Consider the following 18,284-nt stretch of genomic DNA (forward strand, 5'->3'; position numbering starts at 1 on the left):
AGATTATCACTGACTCATGACGGCAACCCGTTACTTCCGACTCTCCTATGCCGCGCTGAGCGCGTGCGCCGCTGCCTGCGCGCTGGCCGCCTGCACCGTCGGCCCCGACTATCACGGCGCACCGGCGGTCGCGCCCGAAGCGGCGAACGCCACATCGTTCCTGCGCACGCCCGCGCAAGGCGTGACGCCCGCACGCGCACCGAGCCAATGGTGGCTTGCGCTGAACGACCCGCAACTGAACACGCTGATCGACGCGGCGCTCGCCCACAATCCCGATGTGCGCGCGGCGCAGGCGCGTTTGCGCGCCTCGCGCGCGCAACTGCAGCAGCAACGCGCCGCCGAGCTGCCGAAGGTCGGCGCGAGCGCGGCGGCGATCCGTATGCGCCAGCCGAACCTGAGTGCCTTGACATCGTCGAGCAGCAGCTCGGGGCAGGGCGGCTCTTCGGGCGGCGGCCCGATCACGTTCTACACGGCGGGCTTCGATGCCTCGTGGGAAATCGACCTGTTCGGCGGCACGCGCCGCGCCGTGGAAGCGGCAAGCGACGAGGCCGATGCCGTGGACGCCGATCTTGCGGACACCCAGGTATCGCTCGCGGCCGAAGTCGCGCAGGCCTATATCGACCTGCGCGACGAGCAGCAGCGCCTCGCCATCGCGCAGCACACGGCGCAGCTGCAGCAGGAGATGCTCACGCTCACCGAGCAGCGCCGCGCGGGCGGCACCGCGGCCGAGGTGGACGTGGAGCGGCTCACCACCCAGGTGGAAAACACGCGCTCCACGATCACGCCGCTCGCGGCGCAAGTCGAAATATCGCTGGATCAACTGGCGGTGCTCACCGGCAAGGCGCCTGGCGCGCTCGATGCGGAACTGGCACAGACGCAGCCGCTGCCCACGATGCCCGCCAGCGTGCCCGTGAGCGATCCCACCACGATGCTCGCGCAGCGCCCCGATATTCGCGCGGCGGAGCGGCGTCTCGCCTCGAGCAACGCGCAGATCGGCGAGCACGTGGCGGACTTTCTGCCCAAGCTCACGCTGTTCGGCGACCTCGGCTTTACGGCCGCGGAGCCGGGGCACCTGTTCCGCAAGAGCAATTTCAGCTGGGTAGGGGCGCCGTATCTGCAATGGAACGTGTTCGACTTCGGGCGCACGCTGGGCGCGGTGCACGGCGCGCAAGCGTCGCGTGACGAAGCCGAAGCGCATTACGAAAAGGCCGTGCTCGCCGCATTGCAGGACGCCAACGCGTCGCTGTCGCGCTATGGCTATCAGCGCGAGCATCTGGTGACCTTGCAGAAGGTGCAGGTTTCCGCCGAGCGTTCCGCGACGCTCATGCGCCAGCGCTACCGCGCGGGGGCGTCGAGCCTCGTCGATCTGCTCGACACGCAACGCACGGAGTTCGCCGCGCAGCAGAACGTGGTGTCGGGCCAGGCCGATTTGCTCAAGGACTTCGTGTCGCTGCAGAAGAGCCTCGGTCTCGGCTGGCAGACCACCACGACGGCCACGGCCGCGACCGCCGCTACGCCGGGCTAACCGGGTTCGGCGGGCGCATGCTCGTGCGCGGCCGGCTCGCGATAGCCGAGCCGCGCCGAGATCGCCGCGCCTGCGCGCTTGAGCAGGGCGACGTAGTGCGCTTTCGTGTCCGCGCCGCAGCGCATGGTCGGAAACGAGATCGAGAGGCCGGCGATCACATGCCCGAACCGGTCGAACACCGGCACCGCCAGGCACTGCAAACCGTCTTCCTGCTCTTCGTTGTCTTCGCCGTAGCCTTGCTCGCGCACATGCGGAAGAATGTTGAGCACCGCGTCGGCGGAAGTGAGCGTTTTCTGCGTCGACTTCCTGAATTCCACATGCGACAGCGTTTCCTGCGCGTCGGCGGGCGGCATGAACGCGAGCAGTACCTTGCCGATCGCCGTGCTATGCAGCGGATTGCGCCGCCCGATGCGCGACTGCATGCGCAGGCCGTAATCGCAGTCGATCTTGTGAATGTAGATGATCGCGTCTTCGTCGAACGCACCGAGATGAACCGCTTCACGCGTGGCTTGCGCAATGCGCCGCATCTCGATGTCGGCCTCGCGCACGAGGTCGACGCTTTCGAGCGCTTTCGCGCCGAGTTCGAACAGCCGGATCGTCAGACGATAGCGGTCCGTTTCAACTTCCTGCGCGACGTAGCCTAGCGCCTTCAGCGTTTGCAGCACGCGGTGCACGGTGGTCTTGGAAAGCGCAAGGCGCTGCGAAAGCTCGCTGATGCCGATCGGCCCGTTCTCGCCCAGCGCGCCGAGGATCGCAAACACGCGGCCGATCGACGAAACCGATTCGCCTTTCTCCGTGCCGCCGTCCATTTCGTTCATTGCGTGCTCCTGTGCGCTGCGCTGCCCCTTGCCCGGATTTGCCGTTTTTTCTACGCCTGCTGCCATCGTCGCTGGTCCATGTGACTCCCTGACGGGAGCATACCGCGTCCCGTGCGCGCCGCGTGGGCTAGCGCGCAAGCCAGCCGCCGTCCACGGCGAGCGTATGGCCATGCACGTAATCGGCTGCCGCCGAGGCGAGAAACACCACGGGGCCGGCGAGATCGTCCGGCTCGCCCCAGCGCGCGGCGGGAATGCGGTTGAGGATCTCGCCGTTGCGCTGGGCGTCCTCGCGCAATGCGGCCGTATTGGCGGTCGCCATATAACCGGGCGCGATCGCGTTGACGTTGATGCCGTGGGCGGCCCACTCGTTGGCGAGCAGGCGTGTGAGGCCCAGTACGCCGCTTTTCGAGGCCGTATAGGAGGCCACGCGGATGCCGCCCTGAAACGACAGCATCGACGCGATATTGATGATCTTGCCGCCGCCGCCCTGCGCGACGAACCGGCGTGCGGCCGCCTGGGCGAGAAAGAACACGCTCTTGAGGTTGACGTCCATGACAGCGTCCCAGTCGTCCTCGCCGAAGGCGAGGGCGTCTTCCCGGCGAATCACGCCCGCGTTGTTCACGAGGATGTCGATCCGTCCACAGGCTTCGACGGCGGCGCGCACGATGTCCTCCACGGGCGCGATCGAGCCGAGGTCGGCGCGCACGTCGACGAAGCGGCGCCCGAGGGCCGCGACACGCGCGGGCGTGTCGCCGGGCTCGCCCCTGCAAACGCCGACGATGTCGCAACCGGCCTGCGCGAGCGCGAGCGCCATGCCCGCGCCGAGGCCCGTGTTGCTGCCGGTGACGATGGCGATCTTGCCGCTGAGATCGAACGGATTGAACGTGCTGGATGTCATGAATGCGCGGCCCTCGTGTCGTAGGTCGATGCCGGTGTGGAGTTCAGCGCAGATCGCGTACGGCGAGATGGTCCATGTCGCCGAATACCTGGTTCTCCCCGACCATGCCCCAGATGAACGTATAGGCGCGCGTGCCGACGCCCGAGTGGATCGACCAGCTCGGCGAAATCACGGCCTGTTCGTTGTGCACGAGGAGGTGCCGCGTTTCGTGCGGCTCGCCCATCATGTGGAAGACGGCGGCGTCGTCGGCGACGTTGAAATAGAAGTACACCTCCATGCGCCGCTCGTGCGTGTGGCACGGCATGGTGTTCCAGAGGCTGCCGGGTTCGAGCTTGGTCATCCCCATCGAAAGCTGGCAGGTGGGCAGCACCTCCGGCACGATGAACTTGTAGATCGTGCGCCGGTTGCTCGTGGCCGCCTCGCCGAGCGTTTGCGGCGATGCTTCGGATAGCGAAATGGTGCGCGTGGGATACGCCGTATGCGCGGGCGCGCAGTTGAGGTAGAACTTCGCGGGCTGCGCCGGATCGTCGCTGCCGAATGCGACGGCCTGCGTGCCCTTGCCGATATAGATCGCTTCCTCGTTGCGTACCGCGTGACGCACGCCGTCCACGTCGACCCAGCCGTCGCCGCCGATGTTGATCGCGCCCAGTTCGCGCCGCTCCAGCAGATAGCTCACGCCGATCGACTTGCCGAGCGCGGCGCTCACCTCGACGGCGCGCGTGGCGGGCATCGCGCCGCCCACGATGATGCGGTCCACGTGGCTGTAGGTGAGCGTCAGCGCATCGGGCTCGAACACGCGTTCGATCAGGAACTCGCGGCGCAGTCCTGCCGTGTCGAGCGTCTTCGCGTATTCGCTGTTGAGGCTTTGTCTGACTTCCATGCCATGTCTCCGTCGGATGGGCGGTGCACCGTCTCTCGTGGACTATAGTGCAGATTCGCATTTTCGGAATAGCGGTCCGGAAATGTTGCGACGCCATAGTGTGTTTGGCAAGCGCTCTGCCCACATAGTGAGGCGTTAGCGGGTAAACGTGGACGATTTTCCACGTAAAAATCGGAACGGCGTTCCTTTCACGCTGCTATCCTGTTTCCGGAAAGGGAGCACCGCGAGAAAAAAGCCGGACGCGCCAACGTGCCGATCCGGCAGCCGGATGCAAAGTCCACGGAGGAGGCATGAAGCTCAAGAAGGCCATAGACCGCATACCAGGCGGCCTGATGCTGGTGCCGCTGCTGCTCGGCGCCTGTGTTCATACGTTCGCGCCGGGCGCGGGCAAATACTTTGGTTCGTTCACCAATGGATTGATCACCGGCACCGTCCCGATTCTCGCGGTGTGGTTCTTCTGCATGGGGGCGACGATCGACCTGCGTGCGACCGGCACCGTGCTGCGCAAGTCCGGCACGCTGCTGGTCACGAAGATGATCGTGGCCTGGGTCGCCACGCTGGTCGCCGCGCATTTCATCCCCGTCGACGGCGTGAAAACCGGGCTCTTCGCCGGGCTCTCGGTGCTCGCCATCACGACCTCGATGGACATGACCAACGGCGGTCTCTACGCGGCCGTCATGCAGCAATACGGCACGAAGGAAGAGGCGGGCGCGTTCGTGCTGATGTCGGTCGAGTCGGGGCCGCTCGTCAGCATGATCATCCTCGGCGCGACCGGCGTGGCCTTTTTCGAGCCGCGGCTTTTCGTGGGCGCTGTGCTGCCGTTTCTGATCGGCTTTGTCCTGGGCAATCTCGATAGCGATCTGCGCGAACTGTTTGGCCGCTGCGTGCATCCGCTGATTCCGTTCTTTGGATTTGCGCTCGGCAACGGCATCGATCTCAACGTGATCGTGACGAGCGGCATCCCGGGCGTGGTGCTCGGCCTCGGCGTGATCGTCGTGACCGGCATTCCGCTGATTCTTGCCGATCGCCTGATCGCGGGCGGCAACGGCGCGGCGGGGCTTGCGGCTTCGTCCACGGCGGGCGCGGCGGTGGCGAATCCGGCCATCATCGGCGAGATGATTCCTCGCTTCAAGCCGCTCGTGCCGGCGGCAACGGCGATGGTCGCCACCGCCTGCCTCGTGACCGCGATCCTCGTGCCGATGCTCACGGCGCTGTGGGTGCGCCGGCGCAGCGCGCGCGAGGCGCTGCTTCAGGAACTCATGGAACCGCCCGTGCCGCCCGTGGCCGGGCGCGACGCGCACGTGTGATTCACAGGCAGGGCTCCTGCGCGCTTTGCCCGCGCAGGAGCCTCGCGTCAGCTGCGTGCCTCGCCGCGCGCCATGCTGGCGAGCACGCCGTCACGGCGAATGAGCGCGTGAAAGAGCGCGGCGCCCAGATGCAGCAGCACGGTCGCGTAGAGCGCCATGGCAAGCCACGTATGCGCGGCGCGCAGCCATGCATAGAGCGTGACGTCGTGCGGCACGATCGGCGGCAGGTGCACGCCGCCGAACATCACGATGGGATAGCCGCCCGCGGATAGCATCGACCAGCCGATCAGCGGCATGGCGATCATCAACGCATAGAGCACGAGATGCGAGGCGTGCGCGCCGAGGCGCTGCCAGATGGGCAGATCGGCGGGCAAGGGCGGCGCGCCGCGCGTGAGCCGCACGGCCACGCGCAGCAGCACGAGCGCGAGCAGTGCGATACCCAGCGGCCGGTGGAGCGCGAGCAGCGTGTCATGCAGCCGCGAGACGGTCGAGACCATCCCCACGCCGACGAACAGCATCGTGACGATCAGGACTGCCATCGACCAGTGCAGCAGGCGCTGGAGCGCGCTGAAGTGTTGGCCCGGTTGTTTCATGGCTGCGCGCCTCCATGCGTTGGCGCGAGGTTGGCTTCCTCGCGTGTGCGTCGATTGAACGAAACGGCATACGCTGCCGAACGGGCGGCGAGCAGGGGGTCGTCCGAAGGCTTCAGGCCGTTGGGCAGGATGGTCGGATCGTAGTTCACGTCGCGGCACATGCCGTTGGCTTGCGGTTCGGCGCGCTGCAGGACCAGCGTGCCGGCGTCGATCTGCTGGCGGTCCGCGGGCCATGACTGCGTGGCGTCGTTCGTGGGGTCGCCGGGTGCGGCGACCGTGAGCACCAGATGCCAGCGTAGCGGTCCTCCGGCGAAACGCGTGGTGAAGTCGTCGGCGAGGAAGTTCGGATCGGCTTTTTCTGCCGGCGTTTGCGGTGCATAAGCCACCTCGGGCACGGTCTGCCAGCGCACGGCATGCTGGTTGCCGGCGGCATCGGTCGCGATGAACGCGTTGACGCTATAGAACGCTGTATTCGCGAAACTGGAGGCGGGCGGGTGCGCCTTCAGCCACTGGCGGAACGGCAGCGTTTCCGGGTTAGCCTGGAAGAAGGCGTCGAGCTTTGCGGGGTCGGGCTTGCCCGTTGCCGGGTCCGGTTTCGAGGCGACCAGCTGGCTATAGAACTGCTTCGGGGTGCGAACGACGAAGATCGGTACGGAATTCATGCCGGTGCGCCACTGCTCGCCGTCCTGCAACTGAAACAGCAGCGCCATGCTGCGCACGGGCGTGCTCGCATCCGGCGCGGCCGGGTTGCTGCCGGGAATGGCGAAGCGTCCGATCACGGGCGTACGTCCGGGTGCGAACACGGCCGCACGCGAGACCTGCGCGCCGTTGCCGTTGCTTTCGAACCAGCCTTCCACGCAGAGCCCCTTGGCGTGATTGCGCCGATAGCCCGTATGGATGCCGTAGTTCGACTCGAACGTATTGATGATATGCGGCGCGGTGAGGCGCTTCGGCGTGAGCCAGCCGGCCGTCCATGCAAATGCCGCGCCAGCGCAACCCACCACCACCGCAATGGCCGCGAGCCGGCATGGCACGCAGATCGGGGCGCGGTTCACGGGCGGGCTCCGCTGCCCGCGCGCTGCAACGCATGCGAAAGCGAAAAGTGTGCGAGTGTATGCATGATGGATCCAGTCGATGGCCCGAGGGGCGTTACTGGCGTCAACAACACGTCACTGCGTTTTATTCCATGCGCGAAGCGAATTCGTGCAACCATGCCGAGGCGGTCGTGCTTACAGCGCTGAAAGCGATGGACAGGCGAGGTGCGCGAAGGAGAGAGCGATGCTGACTGGCGGCTGTTTATGCGGCAAGGTCCGCTACCAGATTTCGGCTGCGCCGGTCGGCAGCACGGCATGCCATTGCGTGGATTGCCGGCGCGCATCGGGCGCGCCGTTCGTCGGCTGGCTCAGCGTGCCGTGGAGCACGTTCCGGCTCGTTGCGGGCGCAACGAAAACGCATGCGTCGAGTCCGGGTGTCGAGCGCGCATTCTGCGCCGATTGCGGCACGCCGCTCACCTACCGGCACGCGGCGTTCGCGGGCGAGATCGACGTCGCGACGGGCACGCTCGATCGTCCCGACGACGCGCCGCCCGACAATCACAGCTGGACCTCGCAAAAGCTGGCCTGGGTGCAACTCGCGGACGGCCTGCCGCAATATCCGCGTGCGCTTCCCGGACCGTAAGCCGGGAAAGCGCGCGCGTTTTCAGCGTGCAGCGATCAACGATGCTCGGTCACGAACTTCGTGACGAGATAGGCTTCCATCGCCTCGCTGCCGCCTTCCGAGCCATAACCCGAGTCCTTCACGCCGCCGAACGGCGTTTCCGGCAGGGCGAGGCCGTGATGGTTGATCGACAGCATGCCGGTTTCCACGTCGTCGGAGAGGGCGGCCGAGGTCGCGCTCGAACGCGTGTAGGCATACGCGGCGAGACCGTATGGCAGACGGTTCGCTTCGACGATCGCGTCCTTGTAGCTCGAGAAGCGCGAGATCGGCGCGATCGGGCCGAACGGCTCTTCGTTCATGATGCGCGCGGAAAGCGGCACGTCGGTGAGCACGGTCGGCGCGAAGAAGTAGCCTTCGCGGCCCACGCGCTCGCCGCCCGTCAGCACCTTCGCGCCCTGTTCGCGCGCGTCGGCCACGAGGCGTTCCATCGCGGCGAGGCGGCGGTCGTTCGCGAGCGGGCCCATCTGCACGCCGTCTTCGAGACCGTTGCCCACCTTGATCGCGCGCGTCGTCGCGACGAAGTGCTCGACGAACTCGTCGTATGCAGCGTCTTCCACCATGAAGCGCGTGGGCGAGATGCACACCTGACCCGCGTTGCGGAACTTGGCGCTCGCGAGCAGCTTGGCGGCACGCGGCACGTCGGCGTCGGCGAACACGATGGCGGGGGCGTGGCCGCCCAGTTCCATCGTGGCGCGCTTCATGTGCTCGCCGGCCTTCGAGGCGAGCAGCTTGCCCACCGGCGTCGAGCCCGTGAACGAGATCTTGCGGATCGCCGGATGCGCGATCAGGTACGACGACACTTCCGCGGGCACGCCGAACACGAGGTTCAGCACGCCGGCGGGCAGGCCCGCGTCGGCGAACACCTTCACGAGTTCTGCGCAGCTGGCCGGCGTTTCTTCCGGTCCCTTGAGCACGACGGTACAGCCCGAGGCGAGCGCGGCCGACACCTTGCGCACGGCCTGGTTGAGCGGGAAGTTCCAGGGCGTGAACGCGGCGACCGGACCCACCGGTTCGCGCGTGACGATCTGGCGAACGGCGTCCGAACGCGACGGGATCACGCGGCCATAGGTGCGGCGGCCCTCTTCGGCGAACCAGTCGATCGTGTCGCCGCCCGCGAGCGTCTCGAGCTTCGCTTCGCCGAACGGCTTGCCCTGCTCGCGCGTCATGATCGCGGCGATGTCGTCTGCGCGATCGCGCAGCAGTTGCGCGGCACGGCGCATGAGCTTGCTGCGCTCGAGCGGCGAGACCTTGCGCCATTCGCGGAAGGCGCGCTCGGCTGCGGTGGCCGCATCCGAAAGATCCTGTTCGCTTGCGAGGCTCAGGCGGCCGATTTCCGCTTCGGTCGCGGGGTCGATCACAGCAATCGTCTTCGCGCCGGCGCGCCAGGCGCCGTCGATGTAGATCTGGGTGTCGGGATAGGGCTTCACGCTGGAACTCATGATGGGACGATCCTTGTCAACGGTTCAACGACAGGCGCCCGCCCGCGCGCACGGCAATGCGCGCGGGCGGGCGCCGGAAAATGCGGAGCGCCCATTGTGCCACCGGATCGCCGAGGCTGCAGGGCGTGCCATTGCGAAGGGTGCGTTGGCCCCTTTTACCCACACTGTGAGACGGAACGGATCTTCTGCGCAAAAAAAACGGCGCCCGAAGGCGCCGCAAATAGGGAAACAGAAAAGAAATCGTAAAACCGCGTCTTGCTCTGGGCTCAGCTCAGCTTCGTGACCGGCGCAACGGCCGCGGGGTCGCTGATGCTCGGCCGGCCGTTCTCGATGTGGCCGGCGAAGCGCCAGGCGAACGTCGCGTCGTCGCGGCTCGTGACCGTGAGGTCGTACCAGTGATGGCTCGAGGCGAGGACCCAGACTTCGTCGATTTGCGCGCCGGCCGGCACGACCACGTTGCGCTCGTGCGCACCATAGGCGTTGTCGCTCACGTTCAGGTGCGCGACGCTGCTGCCCGCGTTCGAGAACCTGAGGAAGAGGTTGCCGTTGGCCACGTCGTAGTGCGCCGTCACAGCGGGCGCCGGGGCGCGGCCCGACTTGCCCGGACCCGATTGCGCGGCCGTGCCAGCAAAGCGGCGCAGGAAGCCGTTCGGGCCATGGACCTCGAACGCATAGACGCCGTTCGTCACGGTGAGGTCCCACGTGTCGTCGAGCGCCTTGCCCGCTTCGACCGTATAGCGCCACGGGCCGTCGCTACGGTTCGTGCCGTAGACGTAGAAGTGCGCGCCCTGGCGGCCCTTGTTCGCGAACGTGATCGACAGCGTGTTGTTCTGCGCTTCGGCCTTCCCGTTCACATGTAGCTCGTAGGGCAGCGCGCGCGCGTAGCGCACGCCGGGCTCCTGCGCGTCGATCGGCAGCGGCGTGGCCGGCACCGTGGGTGCCGAGTTGGCCGAACACTGGTTGTCGGCGAGCGCCATGTAGTTGCTCGTGTCGGGCAGCGTCGGCATCGTGGCGTCGGGCGTGCGGAAGTCGAAGCACGTGGTGAGGTCGCCGCACACCGCGCGGCGCCATGCCGTGATGTTGGGCTCCTGCACGCCGAAACGCGCCTCGATGAAGCGGATCACCGACGTGTGGTCGAACACCTGCGAGCAGACGAAGCCGCCCTTGGTCCACGGCGAGACGACCGTCATCGGCACGCGCGGTCCGAGGCCGTAGGGCAGGCCGTCGGCGGTGTACTTGCCGCCGCGGCCCGCCGGGTTGATCACGTTGTGAATTTCGCCGTCCACGCTCACCGTCGACTTGCCCTGCGTGGACGTCGTGGGCGGCTGCGGCGGCACGATATGGTCGAAGAAGCCGTCGTTCTCGTCATACATGATGAAGAGCACAGTCTTGCTCCACACATCGGGATTCGAAGTCAGCGCTTCGATGATCTGCGAGGTGTATTCCGCGCCATAGGCCGGCGCGTATTTCGGGTGCTCCGAGAACGCCGCCGGCGGCAGCAGCCACGAGACTTGCGGCAAATTGTTCTGGAGTACGTCGTTTTTGAGGTCGGCGATGGTGCGCACCGTCTGCGCGCGCTGGTAGAGCGCCGAACCGGGCTGCGCGTTGATGAAGTTCGCGAAGTTCTGCAGGATGTTGGTGCCGTAGTTGCCGTTCAGCGGGTCGCTGCCGTTCGTGCCCTGCTGGTAGATCTGCCAGGAGATGCCGGCGGCCTGCAGGCGCTCGGGGTAGGTCGTCCACGAAAGCTCCTGGTACGTGGGCGGCACGTCGCCATCCACGAAGTCGTTGTTGTCCAGCAGCGGGCCGCCCATCGTGCCGGTCGGATCGACCATGCCGGTCATCAGATACGAGCGGTTCGGGTGCGTCGGGCCAGGCAGCGAGCAGAAGTAGTTGTCGCACACCGTGAAGGCGTCGGCCAGCGCGTAGTGGAACGGAATGTCCGCGCGCAGGTAGTAGCCCATCGTCATGTCGGTCTTGTACTGCGGCCACTGGTTGTACAGGCCGTTGTTGATCGCGTACTGCGTCGGGTACCACGAGTGGTCGAGGTCGCCCACGCATTGCGCGCTCGTCTTGAACGTGTCGAGGTGGAACGGCAGTACGGGTTTCGTGGCGTCTTCCTTCGACGGCTGATACCACACCGGCAGGCCGCCCGGCAGCGGAATGGGCAGGCGGTCGTTATAGCCGCGCACGCCGCGCATATGGCCGAAGTAGTGGTCGAACGAACGGTTCTCCTGCATGAACACGACGATGTGCTCGACATCGCGGATCGTGCCCGTGCGCGAATTGGCCGGAATGGCCAGCGCATTGCGGATCGATTCGGGAAGAACGGTCATCGCTGCGGCGGCGGCGCCCGATTGCGCGACGGTCTGCAGGAAACGGCGACGGCTGTTTGACGTCATTGTTGCTCACCTTTCTGCTTGGGGTTGGAGTGTCGTGCCCGACGGCGTACTCGCACGAGGGCACGCAGGTGCAATGCTTCAATGGCTGGATGTTGCTGGACTGCTGGAATCGTTGCCGTTGCTGGCCTGGGTCTGCGTGCTGTCTCCAGGCGCGTAGCTCAGGACCGGCGTGACCTGGTCGCTGTCGGCGGCGAGGCTGGCCTGTGCGCCTTGCACGGGGTCGTTCGCGGTGTTCGTGGCGGTTGCCGCGTTTGCGCCATAAGCGGGTATGGCGCTCGGGTTCGTCGAGGCGTTAGCCGACGTATTCGCCGACGCATTCGTGTCGGTCGGCAGCGGCGATATGCGCGCGCTATTCGCCAATGGCGATTGCGTTGCGGCGCTCTGGCTTTCCGATGGATCCGGCGTCGACGAAGCCGCCGACGAGCCGTAGCCCGGGCCGCATGCATCGAGCATGATGGTTGCGAGTACAACGATCGCCGCGGTCGACAGGGTCGTCGACACGCGGTTTTGAAGGCGTATTCTCATGTGCGCATCCGTTCTGTGGGGATGGGTCGCGCACAGTTTCGCCGTCGATGAAGAAAGAATTGTGAAACGCACGAAAACGTTTGCAGGCGATGGATTTCCTTTGCAAACGTGCCGTGCGAAAACCAATCGCTGCCGATTGCCAGCTAACGAAATGCTTTCACTTCGCAGAGCCGTTTTCGTGGGCGGGACGCAGCACATCGGTCGCGCGATGCGGCATCTCGACTTGATCGATCAGGAACACTTCGCCGCGCGAGTGCTCCGCGCGCAGCGGCAGGATCGCCTGATAGGCGCTGGAGCGATACCACGCGCGCGCGATCTCGCGGCTCGCGAATTCGATCATGATGAGGTCGCCGGAAAACTTGCCCTCGAGCCGCTCCACGCGGCCTCCGTGAATGATGAAGCGGCCGCCGAAAGGGGCGAGCGTGGCGTCGATCTTCTCCAGATATTCGACGATGGCGGGGCAGGGTTCGACGTCGCGCAGATGGGCAATGGCGTAGGCGGTCATGGCAGGTCTCGTGAGCGTGAAAGGTGGGGTCCGCTTGCGAGAATAGGGCGCGCCGGGCAGGGAATCGATTACCTGGGAGGTAAAGACCGCGGGTGCGGCAGCCCTTCCTCTCGATTAATCCTCTCTCGAAAGGCTTTTTTCTTGACCTGTATCGGGCTAAGGCACGATTTACCCAATTCCCATTGCATCTTGATTGCACAGGAGATTTCCCTCGGGTAGAACTGTGGGTTCGCCGTTCTAATCGCGCATGGCTGTTCAAATGGCCCGGTTGTGGCGCGAGGCTCATTCGCTTTTCCAGGGAGTATTTCGATATGCCAATTCCTGCTCATTTATGGCTTAAAGATGATGGTGGCGCAGATATCAGGGGCTCGTCGACGGTCGAAAGTCGTGAAGGGAGTATCGAAATCATCAGCTTCAGTCATGGAGTCAACCTTCCCGTGGACAGCATCGCCGGAAAAGTTACCGGTGCGCGCACGCATGCGCCGATGGTGATAGAGAAGGAATTTGATGCCTCCAGCCCTTATCTTTATAAAGCAGTATCATGAGGGCAAACGCTGAAATCAGCGGAAATAAAGTGGTATCGCATAAATGACGCCGGCAAGGAAGAGGTGTATTTCATCATGCTCCTGGAGGGTGTGAAAATCACCGGTGTCAATCCCGGTATGGTTAATATCAAGCTGGCACAAGCATCCGCGCTGAATCACGTTGAATGTGTTTCCATGATGTACGATCGCATCACGTGGCACTACACGGATGGAAATATAAAACATACCGACGCATGGACTGAGCGCTGATTATTGGGAGAGGCGTCAAATGGCCCTGCAAGGAAAATTCCTCGTGAACAACGCGCCTTTCTCACCTTTGGCGATTTGCGGAGTCGGAACGTTTAGTGCGTTCTCGGGTAACGGTATATATCGTAACCGGGGAGGGTGTACAGCAATTCCGGACAACGGTCCGATCCCTTCCGGTCGATACTGGATAGTGGACCGGCCTAAAGGCGGTATCGGATCGCAGGCCTGGACCTGGACAAAAGATGCGTGGAATACCGTCACTGGCATCCCTTCCCATCATTCGGAGTGGTTCGCGCTCTACCGCGACGACGGCAAGATTGACGATTTCACGTGGGTTAAAGGCGTAGAGCGCGGACACTTCCGCTTGCATCCGGCTGGAGGCCGCGGTATCTCGTTAGGCTGCATCACTTTGCCGAGTTATGCCGATTTCGCGAGGATCCGGCAGGCTCTGTTGCACACGCCTGCCGTCTCGGCTCGTGACTCGGGACTTCGCGCATATGGAACCATCGAGGTAATAGCATATGGCGACACTTGCCCGTAGGCTCGCTAAAGCGGCATTGATTATCGGATTGTTTTTGCTTTCCGTTCGCTACGTCCATACGTATCCGCTGCGGATGCCTGAGAGTCAGCTTTCCGTATGGCTATCTGTTTCAAACCGCATGGGTATCCGGGATCCGGACGATCTCTACATTCCGGTGATGCTCATTGCAGAACTCGTCGTTACGCTCTTTCTATATGCGACGATCGTCAAAATCTGGCGCTACTACTGGACAAAGCGCCGGGGCATGACGGCCCGAGGCTAACCGTAACGACGTCGGAGTGCGATGTTGGTGAGAGGAGCGTCGAGCGCTGTGATCTGCTCAGGTTCGAGCGGCGATGTCCATGCAAATGTCTATTGTGGCGCGGGTCAATCGCCTGGCATCTCTGAGAGTAAAATACCCACCATCCGCACTCCGGATCGAGACGCTTTCGTTTTCCGCCATCGCCGCCATGAACCCGTCACCCGAGAATAAACCCGCGCGCAAGCAGCCGCCCACGTGGCTGCTGAACACCCTCACGGCGCTCGTGGGTGTGCTCACGCTCGCGCTGGGTATCGGCTGGATCGTCTACAAATGGGTCGTCGATCTGGAGATTCCGTACTTCGCTATTCCGCTCGTGATGTGCGTGCCGGTGATCGCCGCCGTGGCGTTCCGCAACATCTGGGATTGAGGCGCGCGAGCGCCTCCCTCATCCCCCGAAATCCCGCGAAATTTCAAACGCCGAAGCGCTCCGCGCACGCCGCGCGCACGCGCTCCACGACGGCGCTCCACGCTTCGTTCATGCGCTGGCGGAACAGGCGCATCGTGCCCGGATACCACGGCGAGTCTTCGCGCTCGTGCATCCAGCGCCAGTCGAGGTCGTACTGCGGCAGCAGCACCCAGCACGGCTTGCCGAGCGACGCCGCCAGATGCGCCGTGGACGTATCCACGCAGATCACGAGATCGAGCTGCGCGATGATCGCCGCGGTATCGACGAAATCGTGCACGTCGCTGCCGAGGTGCAGCAGCGGCAGGCTCGCAGGCGGATTCTGTGCCTCGTCTTCTCCCTGGCCTTTTTGCAGGCTCACGAACTGCACGCCCGGCAGGTTCCAGAGCGGGGCGAGCGCGGCCAGCGAGGGCAGCGAGCGGTGCGTGTCGTTGAAATGCTTCGGGTTGCCCTTCCAGACGATGCCGATGCGCGGGCCCGGCGCGAGCGTGGCGAGGCGCGCGCCCCAGTGCTCGACGAGCGCGGGCTCGGGCGTATGGACGAGCGGCGCGGGGATCGTCTCCAGCGTCGTGCCCAGGCGGTGGGGCACGCTGATCGGACTCACCCAGTAGTCGAACTGGCCGGCCGCCGCCGCGCCGGCTTCATGGCCTAGCACGGCGTCGATGCCGTCCACGCCGCGAAAGAGCCGCTGCAGGGGCGGCTGGCAGGCGAACGCGACGTGCGCCGCGCCCTGTTCCTTGAGGACGCGCGCATAGCGTCCGAATTGCAGCATGTCGCCGAGCCCGTCCTCCTGCCACAGCAACAGCGATTTGCCAGCAAGTGGCTCCCCCTGCCAGCCGGGACACTGCAGCAGACGCTGCGTCGCGTGATGCACGAAGCCGGGCATGGTGTAGCGGCACTCGTAGCGCGCGAAGCCTTCTTCGAAGCGGCCCATGCTGATGAGCAGCGTGGCGAGGCGGAATTTCGCATCGCCGTATGCCGGGTTCGCGTCGAGCGCGCGGCGGTAGCCGGCCTCCGCTTCGTCGAGCCGGCCGTATTCCTTGTGCAGGCTCGCGATATTGAAGTGCGCCTCGGCGAAATCGGGCCGCACGGCGATGGCTTCGTGGAGCACCTCGAGCGCTTCGGCGCGGCGCCCGAGCGCCATCAGCACACAGGCGAGATTGTTATAAGCCTCGACGCGGCCCGGCAGGCGGCGCAGCGTCTCCCGATACGCCGCCTCGGCCTCGGGCAGCCGCTCGAGCGTATGCAGCGCGACGCCGAGGTTGTACTGCGCTTCGGCGTGATTCGGCGCGAGTGCGAGCGTCTGGCGAAAAGCCACCTCCGCCTCGGGTACGCGCTTGAGGTCGGTGAGCACGCAACCCAGGTTGTTCAGCGCATCGATGAAATTGGGGCGAATCTGCAGCGCGAGGCGAACCGCGAGTTCCGCTTCGGTGAGCTTGCCGGACGCCTTGAGCAGCGTGGCGAGATTGTTGAGCGCCTCCGGATACTGCGGGTGGATCAGCAGGGCCTGGCGAAAGGCCTCGGCGGCTTCGTCGCCGCGCGCCTGATCCCGCAGCAGGGTGCCCATTGCGTTGTACGTCTTCGCATGGCGCGCATTCGCGGCGATGGCGCCGCGAAACGCGCTTTCGGCTTCCGCGTGGCGGCCTTGTCCCTGCAGCAGGAGGCCGAGGTTGTAGTGGGCGTCGGCGTGCGTGGGACAGTGCGCGAGCACGGCGCGAAAGGCGGCTTCCGCTTCGGCGTGGCGCGTCTGGCGCTGCAGGACGACGCCCAGGTTGCTGCGTGCGTCGGCATCGGCGGGCGTGAGGCTCAGCAGCCGTTCATAGAGCACCTGGGCCTGATCGAGGACGCCGAGCGCCGCAAAGAGTGCGGCGAGGCCGCTGTACGCTTGCGCGAAGTCGGGCTTTGCCGCGAGGCAGCGCTGCCACAGCGCCTGGGCGCGCGCCGCGTCGCCCGTGCCCATCGCGCTCAGGGCCGCGAGATGGAGCGCCGGCGCGAGCGCGGCGTCGTCCGTTGCCCCGGGTTGGCCGCCGACATGCGGTTCGAGCAACGCGAGCGCGTCGGCGAAGCGGTGCGCTTCGCAGTGCGCATTGGCTTCGCGCAGGATGTCGTCGAGGGCGGGCGCGAGGGGCGTCGAAATGGTCACAGTGAAAATCGTAAGAGACGGGGCGCGGCGCGTGGGCGACACGGACAATGCGGCAGTGTCGAGATTACGACAGCTCGTGCTCAGTCAACGGCGCGAATTGAGCGCATCCGGTGCGCTTATTCGGGCGATAAGCGCATCTGGCCCGCAAAAGCTTGCAGATGGCTTGCAAAACGGAGCGAGCACCGGGGGTAGACCGTAGGAGGGCTTCGGGGGGCGCTTGCGCGCGTAGAACGGGGGATCGTCACCGTGAGCCGATCTCCCCGTTTGATTCGAATTCCGAACGATTCATCATCGCGCGCGCCGCACCAGGCCGCGCGCGATGCCACGCATCAGGGCACCAGTATCTGCCGCCCGACCACCTTGCCCTGCACGAGCGCTTCGAACGCCTCGTTGATTTCCGTGAGCGGCCGCGTGGAGACGGGCGAAGGCTGCATCTTGCCTTCGCGCATCAGCGTCACGAGTTCGCGCAGCTCGGGCAGCGTGCCCACGTAGCTGCCTTCGATCTTCAGCGGCCGCATCGGGATGATCGGCAGCGAGACCGTGAGGTCGCCGCCCATCAGCCCGACGATCACCACGTGGCCGCCGCGCGCGCAGGCGTCGAGCGCGAGCTTGACGGTGGGCGTCGCGCCCACGAGGTCGAGCACCGCGCGTGCGCCGCCGCCCGTCGCCGCGATGATCTGTTGCACGGCGTCGTCCGCGCGCGCATCGATGGCCGCGAGCGCGCCCGCCGCAAGCGCGGCTTCGCGCTTGGCGGGGTCCACGTCCACGACAATCGCGCCTTGTGCGCCCATCGCCTTGAGCACTTCGAGCGCCATCATGCCGAGGCCGCCCGCGCCGATCACGACCACAGGGCCTTCGTGGATGCGCGCGCCGAACTTCTTCACGGCCGAATACGTCGTGACGCCCGCGCAGGCGAGCGGTGCGGCCTTGACGGGATCGAGGCCGGCGAGATCCACGAGATAGCGCGGATGCGGCACGATCACGTAATCCGCGAAGCCGCCGTCGCGCAGTACGCCAAGCGACTGCGGCTTCGCGCAGATATTCTCTTCGCCGCGCTGGCAGGCCGCGCATGCGCCGCAGCCGATCCACGGATGCACCACTGCCGACGTGCCCGCCGCGAGCGCTTCCGGCGCGCCTTGCGCGTCGGGGCCGAGCGCCGCAACCTCGCCGCAGATTTCATGGCTCGGCGTGAGCGGCAGCTTGATGCCGCGGTCGGCGAGCGAGAGCTTCTTGCCGCCGCCCAGGTCGTAATAGCCTTCCCAGATGTGCAGATCGGAATGGCACAGGCCCGCGGCCTTCACACGCAGCAATACCTCGGTGCCTCTGGGCTCGGGCACGTCGCGCTCGACCAGTTCGAGCGGCTTGCCGTGATGGATAACGCAGTAACAGCGCATTTGCATCGATGTCTCCGTGAGTGTTGTGTACGGCGGCCAGACACAGCCAGGCGATTGCGGCGTCTTTGCATCATAGCCGATGCGATATGAATTCGTCCGATCGTTC

At 65.4% G+C, this 18,284-nt stretch carries 17 protein-coding genes and 1 pseudogene; 7 read left to right on the plus strand and 11 right to left on the minus strand.

The genetic code is table 11. The features are described from left to right. Positions 1-16: 16 nt before the first annotated feature. Positions 17-1,525 (plus strand): efflux transporter outer membrane subunit, encoded by a 1,509-nt coding sequence (locus AB4Y35_RS03890; RefSeq protein ID WP_368703383.1) that lies wholly within the window; start codon positions 17-19, stop codon positions 1,523-1,525. Here the strand turns inward: AB4Y35_RS03890 and kdgR are convergent. The 3 genes from kdgR to kduI form a co-directional block, all read right to left on the minus strand. After that, complete coding sequence (gene kdgR / locus AB4Y35_RS03895; RefSeq protein ID WP_266227188.1) at positions 1,522-2,343, minus strand: DNA-binding transcriptional regulator KdgR; 822 nt, start codon at positions 2,341-2,343, stop codon at positions 1,522-1,524. The genes AB4Y35_RS03890 and kdgR overlap by 4 nt on opposite strands. A 127-nt stretch (positions 2,344-2,470) precedes the next feature. After that, positions 2,471-3,241 carry a 2-dehydro-3-deoxy-D-gluconate 5-dehydrogenase KduD gene (gene kduD / locus AB4Y35_RS03900; RefSeq protein ID WP_368703384.1) on the minus strand — a complete coding sequence of 257 codons (771 nt, stop codon included), beginning with the start codon at positions 3,239-3,241 and terminating at the stop codon, positions 2,471-2,473. A 43-nt stretch (positions 3,242-3,284) separates the two neighbouring features. Next, entirely contained in the window at positions 3,285-4,121 is an 837-nt protein-coding gene (gene kduI / locus AB4Y35_RS03905) for a 5-dehydro-4-deoxy-D-glucuronate isomerase (protein WP_368703385.1), read from the minus strand. A gap of 290 nt (positions 4,122-4,411) precedes the next feature. Between kduI and kdgT the strand changes: the two genes are divergently transcribed. Beyond that, on the plus strand, positions 4,412-5,428 hold the full coding sequence (kdgT, locus tag AB4Y35_RS03910) for a 2-keto-3-deoxygluconate transporter (protein ID WP_368703386.1): 1,017 nt from the start codon (positions 4,412-4,414) through the stop codon (positions 5,426-5,428). A gap of 47 nt (positions 5,429-5,475) precedes the next feature. On the opposite strand, the gene AB4Y35_RS03915 is transcribed toward kdgT, so the two are convergent. Together AB4Y35_RS03915 and AB4Y35_RS03920 are read right to left on the minus strand one after the other, a co-directional pair. Further along, positions 5,476-6,021 carry a cytochrome b gene (locus AB4Y35_RS03915; protein WP_368703387.1) on the minus strand — a complete coding sequence of 182 codons (546 nt, stop codon included), beginning with the start codon at positions 6,019-6,021 and terminating at the stop codon, positions 5,476-5,478. Further along, entirely contained in the window at positions 6,018-7,076 is a 1,059-nt protein-coding gene (locus AB4Y35_RS03920; RefSeq protein ID WP_368703388.1) for a catalase family peroxidase, read from the minus strand. Before AB4Y35_RS03920 ends, AB4Y35_RS03915 begins: the two co-directional genes overlap by 4 nt. 223 nt (positions 7,077-7,299) lie before the next feature. Between AB4Y35_RS03920 and AB4Y35_RS03925 the strand changes: the two genes are divergently transcribed. Next, positions 7,300-7,698, plus strand: coding sequence for a GFA family protein (locus tag AB4Y35_RS03925; RefSeq protein ID WP_368703389.1), 399 nt, complete (start codon positions 7,300-7,302; stop codon positions 7,696-7,698). Between the two features lie 35 nt (positions 7,699-7,733). On the opposite strand, the gene AB4Y35_RS03930 is transcribed toward AB4Y35_RS03925, so the two are convergent. The 4 genes from AB4Y35_RS03930 to AB4Y35_RS03945 all read right to left on the minus strand — a co-directional run bounded on the left by AB4Y35_RS03930 (position 7,734) and on the right by AB4Y35_RS03945 (position 12,605). Then, positions 7,734-9,176 (minus strand): NAD-dependent succinate-semialdehyde dehydrogenase, encoded by a 1,443-nt coding sequence (locus AB4Y35_RS03930; RefSeq protein ID WP_254317584.1) that lies wholly within the window; start codon positions 9,174-9,176, stop codon positions 7,734-7,736. A 266-nt stretch (positions 9,177-9,442) separates the two neighbouring features. Beyond that, the gene (locus tag AB4Y35_RS03935) at positions 9,443-11,575 is read right to left on the minus strand and encodes a phosphocholine-specific phospholipase C (RefSeq protein ID WP_368703390.1); all 2,133 of its coding nucleotides are present in this window, start codon (positions 11,573-11,575) and stop codon (positions 9,443-9,445) included. 78 nt (positions 11,576-11,653) lie between these two features. Then, entirely contained in the window at positions 11,654-12,100 is a 447-nt protein-coding gene (locus tag AB4Y35_RS03940; protein WP_368703391.1) for a hypothetical protein, read from the minus strand. Between the two features lie 157 nt (positions 12,101-12,257). Beyond that, entirely contained in the window at positions 12,258-12,605 is a 348-nt protein-coding gene (locus AB4Y35_RS03945; protein WP_368703392.1) for a DUF1330 domain-containing protein, read from the minus strand. A 311-nt stretch (positions 12,606-12,916) separates the two neighbouring features. Here AB4Y35_RS03945 and AB4Y35_RS03950 point away from each other — a divergent pair. The 4 genes and pseudogenes from AB4Y35_RS03950 (at position 12,917) to AB4Y35_RS03965 (ending at position 14,605) form a co-directional block, all read left to right on the plus strand. After that, positions 12,917-13,399 (plus strand): annotated as a pseudogene (locus AB4Y35_RS03950) (Hcp family type VI secretion system effector). A 19-nt stretch (positions 13,400-13,418) separates the two neighbouring features. Then, a complete protein-coding gene (locus tag AB4Y35_RS03955) occupies positions 13,419-13,937 on the plus strand; it encodes a DUF2778 domain-containing protein (protein ID WP_342918741.1) in 519 nt (172 codons plus the stop codon). Continuing rightward, positions 13,918-14,199 (plus strand): hypothetical protein, encoded by a 282-nt coding sequence (locus AB4Y35_RS03960; protein WP_342918742.1) that lies wholly within the window; start codon positions 13,918-13,920, stop codon positions 14,197-14,199. Before AB4Y35_RS03955 ends, AB4Y35_RS03960 begins: the two co-directional genes overlap by 20 nt. 187 nt (positions 14,200-14,386) lie before the next feature. Further along, entirely contained in the window at positions 14,387-14,605 is a 219-nt protein-coding gene (locus tag AB4Y35_RS03965; RefSeq protein WP_028206128.1) for a hypothetical protein, read from the plus strand. A gap of 43 nt (positions 14,606-14,648) precedes the next feature. Here AB4Y35_RS03965 and AB4Y35_RS03970 read toward each other — a convergent pair whose 3' ends face one another. Both AB4Y35_RS03970 and AB4Y35_RS03975 read right to left on the minus strand, forming a co-directional pair. Then, positions 14,649-16,784, minus strand: a complete 2,136-nt coding sequence (locus tag AB4Y35_RS03970; RefSeq protein WP_368703393.1) for a tetratricopeptide repeat protein — start codon at positions 16,782-16,784, stop codon at positions 14,649-14,651. A 329-nt stretch (positions 16,785-17,113) separates the two neighbouring features. Beyond that, a complete protein-coding gene (locus AB4Y35_RS03975; RefSeq protein ID WP_368703845.1) occupies positions 17,114-18,178 on the minus strand; it encodes an alcohol dehydrogenase in 1,065 nt (354 codons plus the stop codon). Positions 18,179-18,284 lie beyond the last annotated feature (106 nt).

This window comes from Paraburkholderia sp. EG286A, assembly GCF_040965375.1.
In the GTDB taxonomy this organism is placed as follows: Bacteria; Pseudomonadota; Gammaproteobacteria; order Burkholderiales; family Burkholderiaceae; genus Paraburkholderia.

Coding starts and splice junctions, on each gene's coding strand:
- AB4Y35_RS03890 (WP_368703383.1), top strand. CDS start 17: ATGACGGCAACCCGTTACTTCCGACTCTCCTATGCCGCGCTGAGCGCG.
- kdgR (WP_266227188.1), bottom strand. CDS start 2,343: ATGAACGAAATGGACGGCGGCACGGAGAAAGGCGAATCGGTTTCGTCG.
- kduD (WP_368703384.1), bottom strand. CDS start 3,241: ATGACATCCAGCACGTTCAATCCGTTCGATCTCAGCGGCAAGATCGCC.
- kduI (WP_368703385.1), bottom strand. CDS start 4,121: ATGGAAGTCAGACAAAGCCTCAACAGCGAATACGCGAAGACGCTCGAC.
- kdgT (WP_368703386.1), top strand. CDS start 4,412: ATGAAGCTCAAGAAGGCCATAGACCGCATACCAGGCGGCCTGATGCTG.
- AB4Y35_RS03915 (WP_368703387.1), bottom strand. CDS start 6,021: ATGAAACAACCGGGCCAACACTTCAGCGCGCTCCAGCGCCTGCTGCAC.
- AB4Y35_RS03925 (WP_368703389.1), top strand. CDS start 7,300: ATGCTGACTGGCGGCTGTTTATGCGGCAAGGTCCGCTACCAGATTTCG.
- AB4Y35_RS03930 (WP_254317584.1), bottom strand. CDS start 9,176: ATGAGTTCCAGCGTGAAGCCCTATCCCGACACCCAGATCTACATCGAC.
- AB4Y35_RS03935 (WP_368703390.1), bottom strand. CDS start 11,575: ATGACGTCAAACAGCCGTCGCCGTTTCCTGCAGACCGTCGCGCAATCG.
- AB4Y35_RS03940 (WP_368703391.1), bottom strand. CDS start 12,100: ATGAGAATACGCCTTCAAAACCGCGTGTCGACGACCCTGTCGACCGCG.
- AB4Y35_RS03945 (WP_368703392.1), bottom strand. CDS start 12,605: ATGACCGCCTACGCCATTGCCCATCTGCGCGACGTCGAACCCTGCCCC.
- AB4Y35_RS03955 (WP_342918741.1), top strand. CDS start 13,419: ATGGCCCTGCAAGGAAAATTCCTCGTGAACAACGCGCCTTTCTCACCT.
- AB4Y35_RS03960 (WP_342918742.1), top strand. CDS start 13,918: ATGGCGACACTTGCCCGTAGGCTCGCTAAAGCGGCATTGATTATCGGA.
- AB4Y35_RS03965 (WP_028206128.1), top strand. CDS start 14,387: ATGAACCCGTCACCCGAGAATAAACCCGCGCGCAAGCAGCCGCCCACG.
- AB4Y35_RS03975 (WP_368703845.1), bottom strand. CDS start 18,178: ATGCGCTGTTACTGCGTTATCCATCACGGCAAGCCGCTCGAACTGGTC.